Raw genomic sequence first — 15,276 nt, 5'->3', positions numbered from 1 at the left:
CCCGTGGGCCACGATTGGGCCTCCGGCCCCCACCCGCCCGGCCGCCCCGGCGCCGAGCAGAGGAGACCCGCCACCATGGCCACCCGAGATCCCGAGGCCACCCGGGCCAAGCTGCTGGCGGCCGCCCGCCACGAGTTCTCCGCCAAGGGGATCGCCGGCGCCCGCGTCGACGCCATCGCCGAGGCCGCCGGGGTCAACAAGCAGCTCGTCTACTACTACTTCGGCTCGAAGGACGGGCTGTTCCGCGAGATCCTGCGCGAGCGGCTCGCCCAGCCCAAGGGGGTCCCGGCCGACGACTCCCCCACCACCGGCGCCCGCCTGGCCGCAGCAGCGCGCACGCACCTCGAGGACCCCGACTACGTCCGCCTCCTGATGTGGGAGGCCCTGGAGGCCGGCCCCGAGGGCGCGGTCGCCGAGGAGGACGGCCGGCGCGAGCTCTACCTCGAGCTGGTGGAGCGGGTGCGCCAGGCCCAGGCCGCCGGCGAGATCCCCGCCGAGCTCGACCCCGCCCAGGTGGTGCTGTCCCGGGTGGCCCAGGTCATGTTCCCGGTGGCCTTCCCCCAGCTCGCCCGCCTGGTCACGGGCACGCCGGTGACGAGCGCGGCGTTCGTCGACGCCCGCACCACCTTCCTGCGCACCACCTACCGCTGAGCCGGCGGTCGCCCGCCGGCCGCACCTCCCGTCAGGGGAGGGTGAGGATCTCGGGGCCGTGCTCGGTGATGGCGATGGTGTGCTCGGCGTGGGCGGCCCAGTCGCCCGAGGCGGTGACCACGCTCCAGTCGTCGTCGAGCAGCGCGGTCTCCGGATCGCCCAGGACCAGCATCGGCTCGACGGCGAGCACGTTGCCCACCCGCAGCTTGGCGCCGGTGCCCGGGTCGCCCTGGTTGGGGACGTTGGGCGGCTCGTGCATGGCCTGGCCGATGGCGTGGCCGGTGTAGCCCTCGACCACGCTCATGCCGCCGGCGTAGGCCGTGGTCTCCACCGCGTGGCCGATGTCGCCGATGCGGGCGCCGGCGACCATGGCCGCCACCGCCGCCGTCAGCGATGCCTCGGTGACCTCGATCAGCTTCAGCAGCTCGGGCCGGACGGTGCCCACCGGGGCGGTGAAGGCGGCGTCGCCGTGCCAGCCGTCGACGATGGCGCCGCAGTCGATGGAGATGATGTCGCCCTCGTGGAGCACGAGGTCGTCGGACGGGATGCCGTGCACGACCATCTCGTTGGGCGAGGCGCAGATGACGCCGGGGAACGGCGGCGACGAGTACCCGAGGAAGTTCGAGGTGGCGCCGCGCGAGGCGATCACCTCGCGGCCGATGCGGTCGAGCTCGCCGGTGGTGACGCCGGGCCGGATGGCGGCGCGGATCTTGTCGTGCATCTCGGCCACCACGCGGCCCGCCCGGCGCATGACGGCGATCTGCTCGGGGGTCCGCACCGCAGCGGTGCGGGAGAACAGCACGCTCAGACCTGCTGGTGCGTGGACACGGCTTCGAGCAGCCGGGCGAAGACGGCCTCGGGGGTGCCGAGCCCGTCGACCTCGCGCAGCAGGCCACGGTCGCCGTAGAAGGCGACGAGCGGCAGCGTCTCGGCCGCGTACAGGTCGAGGCGCTTGCGCACCGCCTCGACGGTGTCGTCCTCGCGCTGCACGACCTCGCCACCGTCGATGTCGCAGAGCCAGCCGTTCTTGGGCGGGGCGTCGACGGAGTAGATGTGGCCGCAGGTCTTGCACACCCGGCGCTTGGTGATGCGCTCGAGGACGACGTCCTCGGGCACCTCGAGGTTCAGGACGATGTCGAGCGGGCGATCGGCGGTGATCTTCTCCAGCGCCAGGGCCTGGGCCTCGGTCCGGGGGAAGCCGTCGAGGATGTAGCCCCGCGACGTGGTGTCGTCGGCGTTGAGCCGCTCGTCGACGATGCCGACCATGATCTCGTCGGAGACCAGGCCTCCGCCGTCCATGACCGACTTGGCCTTCAGGCCGAACTCGGTGCCGGTGGCCACCGCGGCGCGCAGCATGTCGCCCGTGGAGATGTGCGGCACGACGAAGTGCTGCGCCAACCGGACTGCTTGGGTTCCCTTGCCCGCGCCCTGGCGGCCGAGCATGACGAGGCGGATGCCGTCGGTCATCGCGGTTACTTCGACGAGCCCTTGGCGGCGGGCTTGGTCTTGGTGTTCAAGAAGCCCTCGTAGTTGCGCATCATCAGCTGGCCGTCGATCTGCTTGACCGTCTCGAGGGCCACGCCCACGGCGATGAGGATGGAGATGCCGAAGAAGCCCAGCTGCTGGCCGCCGGTGGTGTCACCGAGGCTCTTGCCGATGGCGAAGGCGGGGATCAGGGCGATGCCGGCCACGAAGAGGGCGCCGGGCAGCGTGATCCGGGAGAGGATCTTGGCCAGGTAGCGCTCGGTCTGGTAGCCGGGGCGGATGCCGGGGATGAACCCGCCCTGCTTGCGGATCTGGTCGGCCTGCTTGTGCGGGTCGAACTGGATGGCCGTGTAGAAGTAGGCGAAGGCGATGATCAGGATGCCGTAGAAGGTCAGGTAGAACGGCGAGGTCGAGCGGACCAGGTGGTTGTTCACCCACTTCTGGACGTTGAAGGCCCAGTTCGGGTCGGTGGCGGTGTGGCTGCCCACCGGCAGGATCTGCGACACGATCACCGGCAGGTAGAGCACCGAGCTGGCGAAGATGATCGAGATCACGCCGGCCCCGTTGACCTTGAGCGGGATGTAGGTGCTCTGGCCGCCGTACATCTTGCGGCCGACCTGGCGCTTGGCGAACTGCACCGGGATGCGGCGGACGCCCTGCTCGACGAACACGATGGCCACCAGCAGCACCACGAACATGAGGGCGATGGCCACCATGGCGAAGAGGCCGGACTCGGCCTTCACCGTGCCGAAGTTGGCGGGGAGGCGGCTCACGACGGAGGCGAAGATCAGGATCGACATGCCGTTGCCGACGCCGCGCTGGGTGACGACCTCGCCGAACCACATGAGCAGCGAGAAGCCGGCGGTGAGGGTGAGCACCACCAGGGCGAAGCGCCCGGCGTTGTAGTGGTCGCCGAACAGGTCGAGGCCCGTGCTGTTGCCGGCCGAGCCGAAGCCGCCGCCGCCACCGGTGTGGAACAGGTAGGTGATGCCGGTGCCCTGCAGGAGGGCGATGGCGACGCCGAGGTACCGGGTCCACTGGGTGATCTTGCGCTGGCCGACCGCCCCCTGCTCCTGCCACTGCTCGAGCTTGGGGATCACCACCGCCAGGATCTGCATGATGATCGACGCCGTGATGTACGGCATGATCCCGAGCGCGAAGATCGAGAACTGCGTGATGGCGCCGCCGGAGAAGGTCCGGAGGAAGTCGAGCACGCCGCCCTGGTCGGCACGGGCCTCGAGGTCCTTGATGGACGCGAGGTCGATGCCGGGCACCGGGATGTGGGCACCGAAGCGATACACCGCCACCATGAAGAGCGTGAACAGGAGCTTGTTGCGGAGCTCCGGGATCTTGAGGACGTTGCGGAGGGTCGACACTCTCGCTCCTGAAGGGCGGTTGAGAAGCGGCCGATGGCCGTCCGGATCAGCGGTTGGTGAACTGGTTGCCCTTGGCGGGCGGGCGACGCTCTCCCCACGGGAGGGGCAGGCGTTCCACCGTACCGCCCGCGGCGGTGATGGCCGCTTCGGCCGACTTCGAGAAGGCGTGGGCCTTCACGGTGACGGCACGGGACAGCTCGCCCCGGCCCAGCACCTTGACCAGGGAGTCCTTGCCGACCAGGCCGATGCCCAGGAGGGTCTCCGGGGAGACCTCGGCCAGGCCGCTCTCCTCGAGGGTGTCGAGGTTGATGGCCTGGTACTCCACGCGGAACGGGTTGGTGAAGCCCTTGAGCTTCGGGATCCGCATGTGCAGCGGCATCTGGCCGCCTTCGAAGCTGGCCGGGATGGAGCCGCGGGCCTTCTGGCCCTTGGTGCCACGGCCGGCGGTCTTGCCGCCCTTGCCGCCGATGCCGCGACCGACGCGGCGCGCAGCCTTGTTGGAGCCCTCAGCGGGCTTGAGGTCGTGGACCTTCATGACTCAGCAACCTCTTCGACGGAGACGAGGTGGGGCACCCGAGCGATCATGCCGCGGATCTCCGGGCGATCGGGGAGGGTGTTGGACTTGCCGATGCGGCCGAGGCCGAGCGCACGGATGGTGCCGCGCTGCTTGGGCTTGGAGCCGATCGTGGAACGGGTCTGGGTGACCTTCAGGTCGGCCATGTTCACTTCACCTCGTCGACGACCAGCGGGCCGCGCTGGCTCTCGTTGTAGGCATCGAGCAGGCCCTTGGGGACGAACTCCTCCGGCGAGAGGCCGCGCAGGCGGGCGATCTCGTCGGGGCGCTTCAGGCCCTTGAGGCCGTTGATGGTGGCGCGGGCCACGTTGATGTGGTTGGCCGAGCCGAGCGACTTGCAGAGCACGTCGTGGATGCCGGCCTCTTCGAGGATGGCGCGGGCGGCGCCACCGGCGATCACGCCGGTGCCGGGGGCGGCGGGCTTGAGCATGACCCGACCGGCGCCCATGACCCCGGTGGTGGGGTGGGTGATGGTGGAGCCGGCGAGGGCCACGGAGAAGAGGTTCTTGCGGGCCTCCTCGGTGCCCTTCTGGATGGCGAGGGGCACCTCCTTGGCCTTGCCGTAGCCGAGGCCGACCCGGCCGGCGCCGTCGCCGATCACCACGAGGGCGGTGAAGGAGAACCGACGGCCGCCCTTGACCACCTTGGCCACGCGGTTGATGTTGATGACGCGCGACTCACGCAGCTGCACGTCGTTGTTGTTGTTCGGGGCCATCAGAACTCCAGTCCACCCTTGCGAGCAGCATCGGCGAGCGCCGCGATGCGGCCGTGGTAGAGGTTGCCACCGCGGTCGAACACGACGGTGGTGACGCCGGCGTCCTTGGCCCGAGAGGCCAGGAGCTCGCCCACCTTGGTGGCGGCGTCGACGTTGCCGCCCGCACCCTCGACCGAGGGCTCGGTGGTCGACGCCGCGGCCAGGGTGTGCCCGGCGCGGTCGTCGATGATCTGGGCGGTGATGTGCTTGTTGGAGCGGAACACGGCCAGGCGCGGGCGCTCGGCGGTGCCCTTGACCTTCTTGCGGACGCGGCGGTGGCGGCGGATCCGTGCTTCGCGGTTCTTCTTCGCGGAATCAGACATTGACGTTCCTACTTCCCGGACTTGCCGGCCTTGCGGACCACGTGCTCACCGAGGTAGCGGACGCCCTTGCCCTTGTACGGCTCGGGCTTGCGCAGCTTGCGGATGTCGGCGGCGACCTGGCCCACGAGCTCCTTGTCGGAGCCCTTCACCGCGATGCGGTTGGGCGTGGGGACCTCGAAGGTGATGCCGGCGGGGGCGTTCACCACGACGGGGTGGCTGAAGCCGAGGGCGAGGTCGAGGGCGTCAGCACCCTTGGCCGTGGCTCGGTAGCCGACGCCGATGATCTCGAGCTCCTTGGTGAAGCCGTCGGTCACGCCGACGACCATGTTGTTGACGAGGGAGCGGACCAGGCCGTGCATGGCACGGGTCTGGCGCTCGTCGTCGGGGCGCTCCACGAGGAGCTCGTCGCCGTCCTGGCGGACCGTGATGGTGCCCGGGAGCTCGCGCTCGAGGGTGCCCTTCGGGCCCTTGACGGTGACGTGGCGGTCGTTGACCGTGACGTCGACGCCGCCGGGGACGGTGATCGGGGACTTGCCGATGCGGGACATGGTGCTCCTACCAGACGAAGCACAGGACTTCGCCGCCCACGTGGCGCTTGCGCGCCTCGCGGTCGGTCATGAGGCCCTGGCTGGTCGAGACGACGGCGACACCCAGCCCACCGAGGACGCGGGGGACCTCGTTGGCGGCCGAGTAGACCCGGAGGCCGGGCTTGGACACCCGGCGGAGGCCGGAGATGGTCCGGGCCCGCTCGGGGGAGTACTTCATGGTGACGGTGAGCGAGCTCCCCGGGCGGGTGCCGTTGTCGGCAACCGCGAAGTCCTCGATGTAGCCCTCCTTCTTCAGGATGGCCGCGAGGGCCTCCTTCTTCTTGGAGGACGGCATGATCACCTCGTCGTGCATCGCCACGTTGGCGTTGCGGATGCGGGTGAGCATGTCAGCGATGGGATCGGTCATGGTCATGTGGTCACCAACTCGCCTTGGTCACGCCGGGGATCTCGCCTGCGTGGACCATGTCCCGCAGGCAGATGCGGCAGAGGAGGAACTTCCGGTACACCGAGTGCGGTCGCCCGCACTTCTGGCAGCGCGTGTAGCCCCGCACCTTGAACTTGGGCTTCTTGTTGGCCTTGTTGATCAGAGCCTTCTTGGCCATTAGTTCTGCTGCCCTTCGCGCTTGAACGGGAAGCCGAAGGCATCGAGCAGGGCCTTGCCCTCGGCGTTGGTACGGGCCGTGGTGACGATGGTGATGTCCATCCCACGGGTCCGATCGATCTTGTCGTAGTCGATCTCCGGGAAGATCAGCTGCTCGGTGACACCGAACGTGTAGTTGCCCCGACCGTCGAAGCTGTTGGCCGGCAGGCCACGGAAGTCCCGGATGCGGGGGATCGCCAGGGCGATCAGCCGGTCGAGGAACTCCCACATGCGGTCGTTGCGGAGCGTGACCTTGGCGCCGATGGCGTTGCCCTCGCGGAGCTTGAACGAGGCGATCGACTTCTTGGCCTTGGTGATCAGCGGCTTCTGCCCGGTGATCAGGGTGAGGTCGGTGACCGCGTGCTCGAGGAGCGAGGCCTGGGCGACGGCATCGCCGACACCCATGTTGACCACGATCTTCTCGAGGCGGGGGACCTCCATGATGTTGCCGAGCTCCAGGGTGGCCTTGAGCTGGTCACGGATCTCGGAGTCGTACTTCACCTTGAGGCGAGGCACCGACTTCTCGGTGGTGGTGGCGGTGTCGGTCACTTGATTTCCTCACCGGTCCGCTTGCAGACCCGGATCTTCTTGCCGTCGACGACCTTGTAGCCGACCCGGGTGGCCTTGCCATCCGAGGGGCTGATCAGGGCGACGTTGCTGATGTCGATGGGCTTGTCGATCTCGAGGATGCCGCCGGCCTCGGTGGCCGAGCGGGCCTTCTGGTGGCGCTTGGCGGTGTTCACGCCCTCGACGACGACCTTGCGGTCGGCGGGCAGCGCCCGCTGGACGACACCCTCCTTGCCCTTGTCCTTGCCGGACAGGACGATCACGCGATCGCCCTTCTTGATCTTGAGACCTGCCATGGTCAGAGCACCTCCGGTGCCAGCGACACGATGCGCATGAACTTCTTGTCCCGCAGCTCACGGCCAACCGGGCCGAAGATGCGGGTGCCACGCGGCTGCTGCTGGTCGTTGATGAGGACCGCAGCGTTCTCGTCGAAGCGGATGTAGGACCCGTCCGGGCGCCGCTTCTCCTTCTTGGTGCGGACGACGACGCACTTCACGACGTCGCCCTTCTTCACGCCGGCGCCGGGGATGGCGTCCTTGACCGTGGCGACGAAGATGTCGCCGATGGAGGCGTAGCGCCGGCGGGAGCCGCCGAGCACCTTGATGCACAGGACTTCCTTGGCACCGGAGTTGTCCGCCACCCGAAGGCGGCTCTCTTGCTGGATCATCGGGCGACCCCCTCGAGTGCACGCACGGTGGTGGACGCAGCCCGAAGATCCAGGGATGCCGTCTCATCGGTTCGCCTGCGGCTCACTTGGCACGCTCCAGGATCTCCAGGATGCGCCAGCGCTTCAGCTTCGACAGCGGGCGGGTCTCGCCGACCTTCACCCGATCGCCCACGTTGAGGGTGTTCTCCTCGTCGTGCACGTAGAGCTTGGTGCTGCGGGCCATGGACTTCTTGTACCGGGGGTGCGGCTTGCGGGTGCTCACGGTCACGACCGCGGTCTTGTCCATGCCAGACGACGTCACGAGGCCCTCGCGGACCTTGCGGGCGTTCTCCCGGGTTTCAGTGGTCTCTTCAGCCATCAGGCCTTCTCCTCTAGGGCGAGCGCCTCGGCGGCCTCGATCTCCCGGGCCCGCAGCTCGGTCTCGTAGCGGGCGATCTCCTTGCGAGCCTTCTTCAGGCCGGCGGTGTTCTCCAGGGTGCCGGTGGCGTTCTGGAGCCGCAGCTTGAAGAGGCGGTCCTTCTCCTCGGCGAGGCGCTCCACGATGGAAGCGGTGTCGAGGTCGGATGCGGTGGTGGTGGCCTTCGCCATCAGAGCCCCTCCTGCCGGGTCACGAACTTGGCCTTGATCGGCAGCTTCTGGATCGCCCGGTCGATGGCCTCCTTGGCCACGACGGGGTCGGCGTAGGTGAGCTCGAAGAGCACCCGGCCGGGCTTCACGACGGCGACCCAGCGCTCCGGGTTGCCCTTGCCGGAGCCCATGCGGGTCTCGGCGGGCTTCTCGGTGACGGGCTTGTCGGGGAAGACGTTGATCCAGACCTTGCCACCACGCTTGATGTGGCGGGTCATGGCGATACGAGCGGCCTCGATCTGGCGGGCGGTGACCCACCCGGGCTCGAGGGCCTGGATCCCGTAGTCACCCTGGGTGACCCGGGTGCCGCCCTTGGCGGCTCCGGTGAGGCGACCGCGGTGCTGCTTGCGGTGCTTGACCTTGCGGGGCATCAACATGATCAGTCACTCTCCCCGGGACGGAAGTGGGGGGTCTCCTGGTGGTCGCGCACCGAGCGCTCGATCGCTTCCTCTTCTTCGAGGAGCTTCTCGATCTCGGGGTCGGCCTCCGGGACCAGGGGCTTGACCTCTTCGGCCGGATCGGCCGCGACGGCCGCCTGGTCGACAGGGGTGGCCTCGCTGCGGCGGCGGCTGGACGAGACGACCTTGGCCGGGATGGCATCGCCGGAGGTCTCGCCGACGGCCATGGCGGCCTCACGGGAGATCTTGTCCTCGACGCTGGCCTTGTACGGCAGGATGTCGCCCTTGTAGATCCAGACCTTCACGCCGATGCGGCCGGCGGTGGTCTTGGCCTCGCGGAAGCCGTAGTCGATGTCGGCGCGGAGCGTGTGCAGCGGCACCCGACCCTCGCGGTACCACTCGGTGCGGGACATCTCGGAGCCGCCGAGGCGACCCGAGCACTGGACCCGGATGCCGAGGGCGCCGGCCTTCTGCGCGTTCTGCACGGCCCGCTTCATGGCCCGGCGGAACGCCACCCGGCCGGCGAGCTGGTCGGCCACGCCCTGGGCGATCAGCGCCGCGTCGAGCTCCGGCTGCTTGATCTCCTGGATGTTGAGCTGGACCTTGTTGTTGCCGGTGATCTCGGTGAGCCGGCTGCGGAGGCGGTCGGCCTCGGAGCCACGGCGGCCGATGACGATGCCGGGACGGGCGGTGTGCACGTCGACCCGGAGGCGGTCACGGGTGCGCTCGACCTCGACGCGGCTGATGGCCGCGTGGGGCAGCGAGCTCATCAGCAGGTCCCGGATCTTCCAGTCCTCGATGATGTACTCGCCGTAGGCCTTGCGGTCGGCGAACCAGCGCGACTTCCAGTCGGTGGTGATGCCCAGGCGGAAGCCGTAGGGGTTGACCTTCTGGCCCATTACTTCTCGTCCTTCTCGTCGGTCTCGGTGGCGTCGTCGGCGCCCTCGGCGGCGTCGGTCTCCTCGACCGGCGCCTCCTCGGTGGCCTCGGCCTCGACCTCGGGCGCCTCCACCTCGGCCTCGACGGCCTCGGTGGTCTCGACGACCTCGGCCTCGACGGCCGGGTCCTCGTGCTCGTGGTCGTGATCGTGATCGTGATCGTGATCGTGCGCAGCCTCGGCCTTGGCGGCCCGCTTGCTCTCGGCCACGCGGGCCCGGCGGGAGGCCCGACCGGCAGCGCCGGCACCGGCGCGGCCGCTGGCGGCCTCGCGCTCGAGGCGCAGCTTGAGCTGGGCCTCGGGCAGCCGGCTCACGATGATCGTGATGTGGCAGGTGCGCTTGCGGATGCGGGTGGCGCGGCCCCGGGCACGGGGGCGCCAGCGCTTGAGCGTGGGGCCCTCGTCGGCGAAGCAGGCCGAGACGAAGAGCGCCTCGGGGTCCTGGCCGTCGTTGTTGGTGGCGTTGGCCACCGCGGAGGCGAGGCCCTTGCGGATGACGTTGGAGATGTCGCGCTCGGTGAACTGGAGGATCTCGTCCGCCTCGTTCACGTGCTTGCCGCGGACGAGGTCGAGGACCTCACGGGCCTTGTAGGCCGAGACCCGGACGTAGCGGACCTCGGCACGGGTGCCGGGGCGCTCGTTGGTCTTGTAGATGGTCGCACCCTTCCGCGTTTCGCGGACGGCAGCGATCTTGGTGCCACTCTGTGCCATGGTCAGCGACGACCCTTCGTGTTGCGCTCTTGGCCGGCGTGGAACTTGAACGTCCGGGTGGGAGCGAACTCGCCGAGCTTGTGGCCGACCATGCTCTCGGTCACGTAGACCGGAACGTGCTTGCGGCCGTCGTGCACGGCGATGGTGTGCCCGACCATGTCGGGGATGATGGTGGACCGGCGGGACCAGGTCTTGATGACCTTCTTCTCGCTGGCGGTGTTCAGTGCGTCGACCTTCTTGAGCAGGTGGTCGTCGACGAACGGGCCCTTCTTGAGGGAACGGGGCATCTCGGCTCTCCTGCCTTACCGTCGCGAGCCGCGGGTGCGGCGACGACGGACGATCAGCTTCTGGGACGGCTTGGTCTTGTCTCGGGTGCGGCCTTCGGCCTTGCCCCAAGGCGACACGGGGTGGCGACCACCGGAGGTCTTGCCCTCGCCACCACCGTGGGGGTGGTCGACGGGGTTCATGGCCACGCCACGGGTCTGGGGGCGGACGCCCTTCCAGCGGTTGCGGCCGGCCTTGCCGATCTTGATCAGCTCGGCCTCGGCGTTGCCGACCTCACCGACGGTGGCCCGGCAGTCGATCGGCACGCGGCGCATCTCGGTGCTCGGCAGCCGCAGGGTGGCGTAGTCGCCCTCCTTGGCCACGAGCTGGACGCTCACGCCGGCGGCGCGGGCCATCTTGGCGCCGCCGCCCGGCTTGAGCTCGACGTTGTGGATGACCGTGCCCACGGGGATGTAGCGCATGGGCAGGGCGTTGCCGGGACGGATCTCGGCGCCCTGGCCGCTCTGGAGGCGATCGCCGACCTTCACGTTCCGCGGGGCGAGGATGTAGCGCTTCTCGCCGTCGAGGTAGTGGAGCAGGGCGATGCGGCAGTTGCGGTTGGGGTCGTACTCGATGGCCGCGACCTTGGCCGGCACGCCGTCCTTGGTGCGACGGAAGTCGACCAGGCGGTACTGCTGCTTGTGGCCGCCGCCCTTGTGGCGAGCGGTCTTGCGGCCGTAGGAGTTCCGGCCGCCGGTGTTCGTCTTGTAGACGAGCAGCGACTTCTCGGGCTTGGTCTTGGTGATCTCGGCGAAGTCGGAGACGGTCTGGAACCGACGGCCGGGGCTGGTGGGCTTGCGCTTGCGAAGGGCCATGGTGCTCAGGCCTCCTTGAAGAGGTCGATCGAGTCGCCCTCGGCGAGCGTGACGATCGCACGCTTGCGGTCGGGGCGGCTGCCGAGCTTGCCGGTCTTGCGGTTCCGGGTGGACTTGCCCTTGCGGTTCAGCGTGTTCACCTTGGTGACCTTCACCGAGAAGATCTCCTCGATGGCGCTGCGGATCTCGGGCTTGGCGGCGTCGGGGTGGACGAGGAACGTGTACACGTTGCCCTCGATGAGCTGGTAGCTCTTCTCCGACACGATGGGGGCGATGATGACGTCGCGGGGGTCCTTCACTTGCCCTCCTCCTCGGTGGAAGCGGCCGGAGCCGACGTGGGCAGGGTGGCTTGGGTGAAGACCACGACGTCGTTGACGAGCACGTCGTAGGCGTTCAGCTCGCCCACCGAGATCACGTGGACCTCGGGGAGGTTGCGGAAGGAGCGGGCCGCCACGGCGTCGTCGCGGCTGAGGACCACGAGGACCCGGCCGGTGGCGCCGAGCGCCTCGAGGGCCTGGCGGGCCGCCTTGGTGCTGGGAGCGTCCCAGCCCCAGGCGTCGACCACGAGGACCTTGCCGTCGGCCGCCCGGTCGGACAGGGCCGAGCGCAGGGCGAGGCGCACCATCTTCTTGGGGGTCTTCTGGACGTACTTGCGGGGCTTCGGGCCGAGGGCCACGCCGCCGCCACGCCAGATCGGCGACCGGCTGGAGCCGGCACGGGCGCGGCCCGTGCCCTTCTGGGCCCACGGCTTGGCGCCGCCGCCCCGGGTCTCGGAGCGGGTCTTGGTGGACTGGGTGCCGGCGCGACGGGCGGCCAGCTGGGCGGTGACGACCTGGGCCATCACCGAGACGTTGGGCTCGAGGCCGAACACCGCTTCGTCGAGCTCGACGGAACCGGCCTTCTTGCCTGCGGCGCTGAGGACGTCGACCATGGTCAGTTCCCCTTCACGGCGTTGCGGATGAGCACCAGCCCGCCCTTGGGGCCGGGGACGGCGCCCTTGACGAGCAGGAGGTTGCGCTCGGAGTCGGAGGACACGACGGTGAGGTTCAGCGTGGTGACCTTCTCGCCACCCATGCGCCCGGCCATCTTCTGGCCGCGGAACACGCGGCCGGGGGTGGCGCACTGGCCGATGGCGCCCGGCGCACGGTGCACGCGGTGGGCACCGTGGCTGGCGCGCTGGCCGGCGAAGCCGTGGCGCTTCATGACGCCGGCGAAGCCCTTGCCCTTGCTGACGGCGGTGACGTCGATGAGATCGCCGTCGGCCAGCTCGGCCACGCTGATCTCCTGGCCGACCTCGTAGGCCGACACGTCGTCGAGGCGGAGCTCGACGAGGCGGACGCCGGGGTCGACGCCGGCCTTCTCGTACTGCCCGGCGACGGGCTTGGTGAGCTTCGAGGCCTTCTTGTGGCCGAAGGTCACCTGCAGGGCGGAGTAGCCGTCCTTCTCGGGGGTGCGGATCTGGACGATCCGGAGCGGCTCGACCTGGAGGACCGTGACCGGGATCATCCGGTTCTGGTCGTCCCAGATCTGCGTCATGCCGACCTTCTGGCCGACGATTGCTTTGGTTGCCATCGATGCGTCTTCCTGGTCGCGGAGGAACGGGGCCCGTTCACGCGGACGCTCCGCTCGGGAAGACCCGGCGGAGCGCCTGTTCGGTTGTGCCGTGGGGTTCCTGGCGGACCAGGCCGACACGGACGTCGGTTTCACAGAGATTCCAAACGCTCACCCCCGGACGCGAACGCCAGAGGGCAACGAGTTGGAAACTCTACGGCGTCGGGGGGTGGAACGCCAACTCGCCGGCGAGCGCGAGCGGGCCGCCGCGACCTGCGGCCGCCGGCCGGTGGGCGCCCGGCGCACGGGCCGGGCGACGGTGACGACGAGCGCCGTCGGGCGCCCGCGGGCGCCGCCGCCGGGCGCCCGGGCGCCGTTCGAGGCCCGGCGTCGCAGCGTCCCGGGCGGTGCGGCCCGCCGATCGAAGCGGTTAGCTTGCCCCTGTGCCCCGCTTCCGTGACGTCACCAAGCGCCTGCGCGGCCGCCGTCCGGCGGAGCCGGTCGAGTTCCGCGTCGTCGACATCGCCGCAGCGGACACCGCCCAGCACCCGGACCTGCTCCTCCGCCTGGCCGACGTCGAGGTCGATGCCGTCCTGCTGCGCGGCGTGCTGTCGCCCGGAGAGGTGGATCGGGCGCTCTCCGGGTTCGAGGAGCTCCACGAGCAGCGCTCGGACGAGTTCATGGGCCACGTGCTGGGCATGCCGCTGCTCCGGCTCGGCCAGGGCGAGACGGACCGCACCCCCTACTACGACTCCACCGAGCGGGCGCGCGAGCTCTACCGCACCGCCTTCGGCTTCGACCCCCACGAGCGGGTGGCCTCGGTGCTGGAGCCCATGGCAGGCGGCCGCAAGGTGGTGCCCCCCACCGAGGACGGCCGGGCCTACAACCCCGGCAACCTCCGCTGGTACCTGCCGGGCCAGGGCGGGCTGTACCCGCACGTGGGCAACGAGTTCGTCGAGCAGAACGAGGCCGGCGCGCTGGGTCACCTGCTCGGGATCAACGAGGTCCGCGGCTGGACGAGCTGGTTCATGGTGCTGCAGCGCCCCGACTCGGGCGGGACCCTCACGTTGTACGACCTCACCCACGCCGGGCGGCCGGCCGACTTCGAGTCCTACGGCGAGGAGGAGCGGGCGGCGCTCTTCCTGGAGCTGCGGCACGCGACCTTCGACCCGGGCCCGGGCGACCTGATCGCGTTCACCGGCGGCGTCCGCTACCACCGGGTCGAGGACATCGGACCGGGGCGGCCGCGCATCACCTACGGCGCGTTCCTGCACCTCGATCGCGACGGCGCCCGATTCCACAGCTGGGCGTGACCCACCCCTCGCCGATGGCGCCCGCCCCGTCGACCGACCCGTCGGTGGCCCCGACGCTCTCGGTCCGAGACCTCGGCAAGCGCTACGCCCGCGACCTCGTGGTCGCCCGCCGGTACGGCACGAGCAACATCCTCCGGGAGTTCGGCGGCACGCGGCCCCGGGCGTCGCTCCGCCCCGGGGAGTTCTGGGCCCTCCGCGACGTCGACTTCGACGTGGCGCCCGGCGAGGCGCTCGGGGTGATCGGCCACAACGGCGCCGGGAAGTCGACGCTGCTCCGGCTGCTGAACGGCCTCACCCGGCCGGACACGGGCTCGATCACCATCCGGGGATCGCACGCCGCGATCCTCGACCTGGGGGCGCCGTTCGACCGGATCCTCTCGGGCCGGGAGAACATCGAGGCTGTCGGCGCCATCAACGGCGTGCGCCGGCGCGACCTCCCCGAGCTCGTGGCACGCGCCGCCGACTTCTCCGAGCTGGGCGACTACCTCGGCGCCCCGGTCTGGACCTACAGCAACGGCATGCAGCTCCGCATCGCCTACGCGATCGCCGCCCACCTCGCTCCGCAGCTCCTCATCGTCGACGAGGTGATCGCCGTGGGCGACATCGCGTTCCAGCGGAAGTGCCTCGACCACGTCCGCACCCACCTGCGCGACGGCGGCTCGCTCGTGCTCGTGTCGCACGACCTCTGGATGGTCCAGGCGCTCTGCGATCGATGCATCGTGCTCGACGAGGGTCGGATCGAGGCCGACACGGCACCGAACCACGCGATCTCGCTCCTGCTCCGCAAGACCCGTCGCGGTCCCACCTGGACCCCACGCGTGGCGGAGAACGCCGACCAGGCCGTCGAGAGCCCCATCGACGTGGTCATCGGGTCCTGCACCGGTCCCGACGGCGAGCCGCCGCGCAACGGCAGCGCCACCACCGTCGAGGTGGCGATCGGTGCCCGGCCGACCGCCGGGGCGGTCACCTGGCACCTCGACGTGCTCACCGAGAACCAGCAGGTCTGCCTCGCGCG

The 15,276-nt window shown here is 69.9% G+C and carries 24 protein-coding genes and 2 pseudogenes; 3 read left to right on the top strand and 23 right to left on the bottom strand.

Annotated elements, in window-relative coordinates:
* Positions 1 to 75: 75 nt before the first annotated feature.
* Complete coding sequence (locus tag KSP35_RS18625) at positions 76 to 651, top strand: TetR/AcrR family transcriptional regulator (protein ID WP_216997276.1); 576 nt, start codon at positions 76 to 78, stop codon at positions 649 to 651.
* Positions 652 to 682: 31 nt separating this feature from the next.
* Here KSP35_RS18625 and map read toward each other — a convergent pair whose 3' ends face one another.
* The 23 genes and pseudogenes from map to rplC all read right to left on the bottom strand — a co-directional run bounded on the left by map (position 683) and on the right by rplC (position 12,969).
* On the bottom strand, positions 683 to 1,453 hold the full coding sequence (map, locus tag KSP35_RS18620; protein ID WP_216997275.1) for a type I methionyl aminopeptidase: 771 nt from the start codon (positions 1,451 to 1,453) through the stop codon (positions 683 to 685).
* A 2-nt stretch (positions 1,454 to 1,455) separates the two neighbouring features.
* Positions 1,456 to 2,118: an adenylate kinase gene (locus KSP35_RS18615; RefSeq protein WP_216997274.1), complete on the bottom strand. Its 663-nt coding sequence runs from the start codon at positions 2,116 to 2,118 to the stop codon at positions 1,456 to 1,458.
* A gap of 5 nt (positions 2,119 to 2,123) precedes the next feature.
* The gene (gene secY / locus KSP35_RS18610) at positions 2,124 to 3,512 is read right to left on the bottom strand and encodes a preprotein translocase subunit SecY (RefSeq protein WP_254126847.1); all 1,389 of its coding nucleotides are present in this window, start codon (positions 3,510 to 3,512) and stop codon (positions 2,124 to 2,126) included.
* A 46-nt stretch (positions 3,513 to 3,558) separates the two neighbouring features.
* Positions 3,559 to 4,047 (bottom strand): 50S ribosomal protein L15, encoded by a 489-nt coding sequence (gene rplO / locus KSP35_RS18605; RefSeq protein WP_216997273.1) that lies wholly within the window; start codon positions 4,045 to 4,047, stop codon positions 3,559 to 3,561.
* On the bottom strand, positions 4,044 to 4,232 hold the full coding sequence (gene rpmD, locus KSP35_RS18600) for a 50S ribosomal protein L30 (protein ID WP_216997272.1): 189 nt from the start codon (positions 4,230 to 4,232) through the stop codon (positions 4,044 to 4,046). The genes rplO and rpmD overlap by 4 nt, the downstream gene beginning before the upstream one ends.
* Positions 4,233 to 4,234: 2 nt before the next feature.
* Positions 4,235 to 4,801: a 30S ribosomal protein S5 gene (gene rpsE / locus KSP35_RS18595; RefSeq protein ID WP_216997271.1), complete on the bottom strand. Its 567-nt coding sequence runs from the start codon at positions 4,799 to 4,801 to the stop codon at positions 4,235 to 4,237.
* Positions 4,801 to 5,163, bottom strand: coding sequence for a 50S ribosomal protein L18 (gene rplR, locus KSP35_RS18590; protein ID WP_216997270.1), 363 nt, complete (start codon positions 5,161 to 5,163; stop codon positions 4,801 to 4,803). The genes rpsE and rplR overlap by 1 nt, the downstream gene beginning before the upstream one ends.
* An 8-nt stretch (positions 5,164 to 5,171) precedes the next feature.
* Positions 5,172 to 5,711 (bottom strand): 50S ribosomal protein L6, encoded by a 540-nt coding sequence (rplF, locus tag KSP35_RS18585; RefSeq protein ID WP_216997269.1) that lies wholly within the window; start codon positions 5,709 to 5,711, stop codon positions 5,172 to 5,174.
* 7 nt (positions 5,712 to 5,718) lie between these two features.
* Positions 5,719 to 6,123 (bottom strand): 30S ribosomal protein S8, encoded by a 405-nt coding sequence (gene rpsH / locus KSP35_RS18580; protein ID WP_216997268.1) that lies wholly within the window; start codon positions 6,121 to 6,123, stop codon positions 5,719 to 5,721.
* 4 nt (positions 6,124 to 6,127) lie between these two features.
* Positions 6,128 to 6,313, bottom strand: a complete 186-nt coding sequence (locus KSP35_RS18575) for a type Z 30S ribosomal protein S14 (protein ID WP_216997267.1) — start codon at positions 6,311 to 6,313, stop codon at positions 6,128 to 6,130.
* Complete coding sequence (gene rplE / locus KSP35_RS18570) at positions 6,313 to 6,900, bottom strand: 50S ribosomal protein L5 (protein ID WP_371748622.1); 588 nt, start codon at positions 6,898 to 6,900, stop codon at positions 6,313 to 6,315. Before rplE ends, KSP35_RS18575 begins: the two co-directional genes overlap by 1 nt.
* Complete coding sequence (gene rplX, locus KSP35_RS18565; RefSeq protein ID WP_216997266.1) at positions 6,897 to 7,214, bottom strand: 50S ribosomal protein L24; 318 nt, start codon at positions 7,212 to 7,214, stop codon at positions 6,897 to 6,899. Before rplX ends, rplE begins: the two co-directional genes overlap by 4 nt.
* A gap of 2 nt (positions 7,215 to 7,216) precedes the next feature.
* Positions 7,217 to 7,585, bottom strand: coding sequence for a 50S ribosomal protein L14 (gene rplN / locus KSP35_RS18560; RefSeq protein WP_216997265.1), 369 nt, complete (start codon positions 7,583 to 7,585; stop codon positions 7,217 to 7,219).
* Between the two features lie 82 nt (positions 7,586 to 7,667).
* Positions 7,668 to 7,943, bottom strand: a complete 276-nt coding sequence (gene rpsQ, locus KSP35_RS18555) for a 30S ribosomal protein S17 (RefSeq protein ID WP_216997264.1) — start codon at positions 7,941 to 7,943, stop codon at positions 7,668 to 7,670.
* Positions 7,943 to 8,173, bottom strand: a complete 231-nt coding sequence (gene rpmC, locus KSP35_RS18550) for a 50S ribosomal protein L29 (protein WP_216997263.1) — start codon at positions 8,171 to 8,173, stop codon at positions 7,943 to 7,945. The genes rpsQ and rpmC overlap by 1 nt, the downstream gene beginning before the upstream one ends.
* The gene (gene rplP, locus KSP35_RS18545; protein WP_216997262.1) at positions 8,173 to 8,589 is read right to left on the bottom strand and encodes a 50S ribosomal protein L16; all 417 of its coding nucleotides are present in this window, start codon (positions 8,587 to 8,589) and stop codon (positions 8,173 to 8,175) included. The genes rpmC and rplP overlap by 1 nt, the downstream gene beginning before the upstream one ends.
* Before the next feature lie 2 nt (positions 8,590 to 8,591).
* The gene (gene rpsC / locus KSP35_RS18540; RefSeq protein ID WP_216997261.1) at positions 8,592 to 9,509 is read right to left on the bottom strand and encodes a 30S ribosomal protein S3; all 918 of its coding nucleotides are present in this window, start codon (positions 9,507 to 9,509) and stop codon (positions 8,592 to 8,594) included.
* Positions 9,510 to 9,733: 224 nt separating this feature from the next.
* A pseudogene (rplV, locus tag KSP35_RS24770) lies at positions 9,734 to 10,201 on the bottom strand (50S ribosomal protein L22); the annotation flags it as partial.
* A gap of 59 nt (positions 10,202 to 10,260) precedes the next feature.
* Entirely contained in the window at positions 10,261 to 10,545 is a 285-nt protein-coding gene (rpsS, locus tag KSP35_RS18530; protein WP_216997259.1) for a 30S ribosomal protein S19, read from the bottom strand.
* Positions 10,546 to 10,560: 15 nt separating this feature from the next.
* Complete coding sequence (gene rplB / locus KSP35_RS18525; RefSeq protein ID WP_216997258.1) at positions 10,561 to 11,397, bottom strand: 50S ribosomal protein L2; 837 nt, start codon at positions 11,395 to 11,397, stop codon at positions 10,561 to 10,563.
* Between the two features lie 5 nt (positions 11,398 to 11,402).
* Complete coding sequence (gene rplW / locus KSP35_RS18520) at positions 11,403 to 11,696, bottom strand: 50S ribosomal protein L23 (RefSeq protein WP_216997257.1); 294 nt, start codon at positions 11,694 to 11,696, stop codon at positions 11,403 to 11,405.
* Entirely contained in the window at positions 11,693 to 12,328 is a 636-nt protein-coding gene (gene rplD, locus KSP35_RS18515) for a 50S ribosomal protein L4 (RefSeq protein WP_216997256.1), read from the bottom strand. Before rplD ends, rplW begins: the two co-directional genes overlap by 4 nt.
* Before the next feature lie 2 nt (positions 12,329 to 12,330).
* The gene (gene rplC, locus KSP35_RS18510; protein WP_216997255.1) at positions 12,331 to 12,969 is read right to left on the bottom strand and encodes a 50S ribosomal protein L3; all 639 of its coding nucleotides are present in this window, start codon (positions 12,967 to 12,969) and stop codon (positions 12,331 to 12,333) included.
* 422 nt (positions 12,970 to 13,391) lie between these two features.
* Between rplC and KSP35_RS18505 the strand changes: the two genes are divergently transcribed.
* Positions 13,392 to 14,261 (top strand): hypothetical protein, encoded by an 870-nt coding sequence (locus KSP35_RS18505; RefSeq protein ID WP_216997254.1) that lies wholly within the window; start codon positions 13,392 to 13,394, stop codon positions 14,259 to 14,261.
* 14 nt (positions 14,262 to 14,275) lie between these two features.
* Positions 14,276 to 14,836 (top strand): annotated as a pseudogene (locus tag KSP35_RS26165) (ABC transporter ATP-binding protein); the annotation flags it as partial.
* Positions 14,837 to 15,276 lie beyond the last annotated feature (440 nt).

This window comes from Aquihabitans sp. G128 (genome assembly GCF_019048865.1).
Taxonomy (GTDB): Bacteria; Actinomycetota; Acidimicrobiia; order Acidimicrobiales; family Iamiaceae; genus Aquihabitans.
The sequence above is the reverse complement of the archived record's forward strand: the minus strand, read 5'-3'. Positions and strand labels throughout refer to the sequence as shown.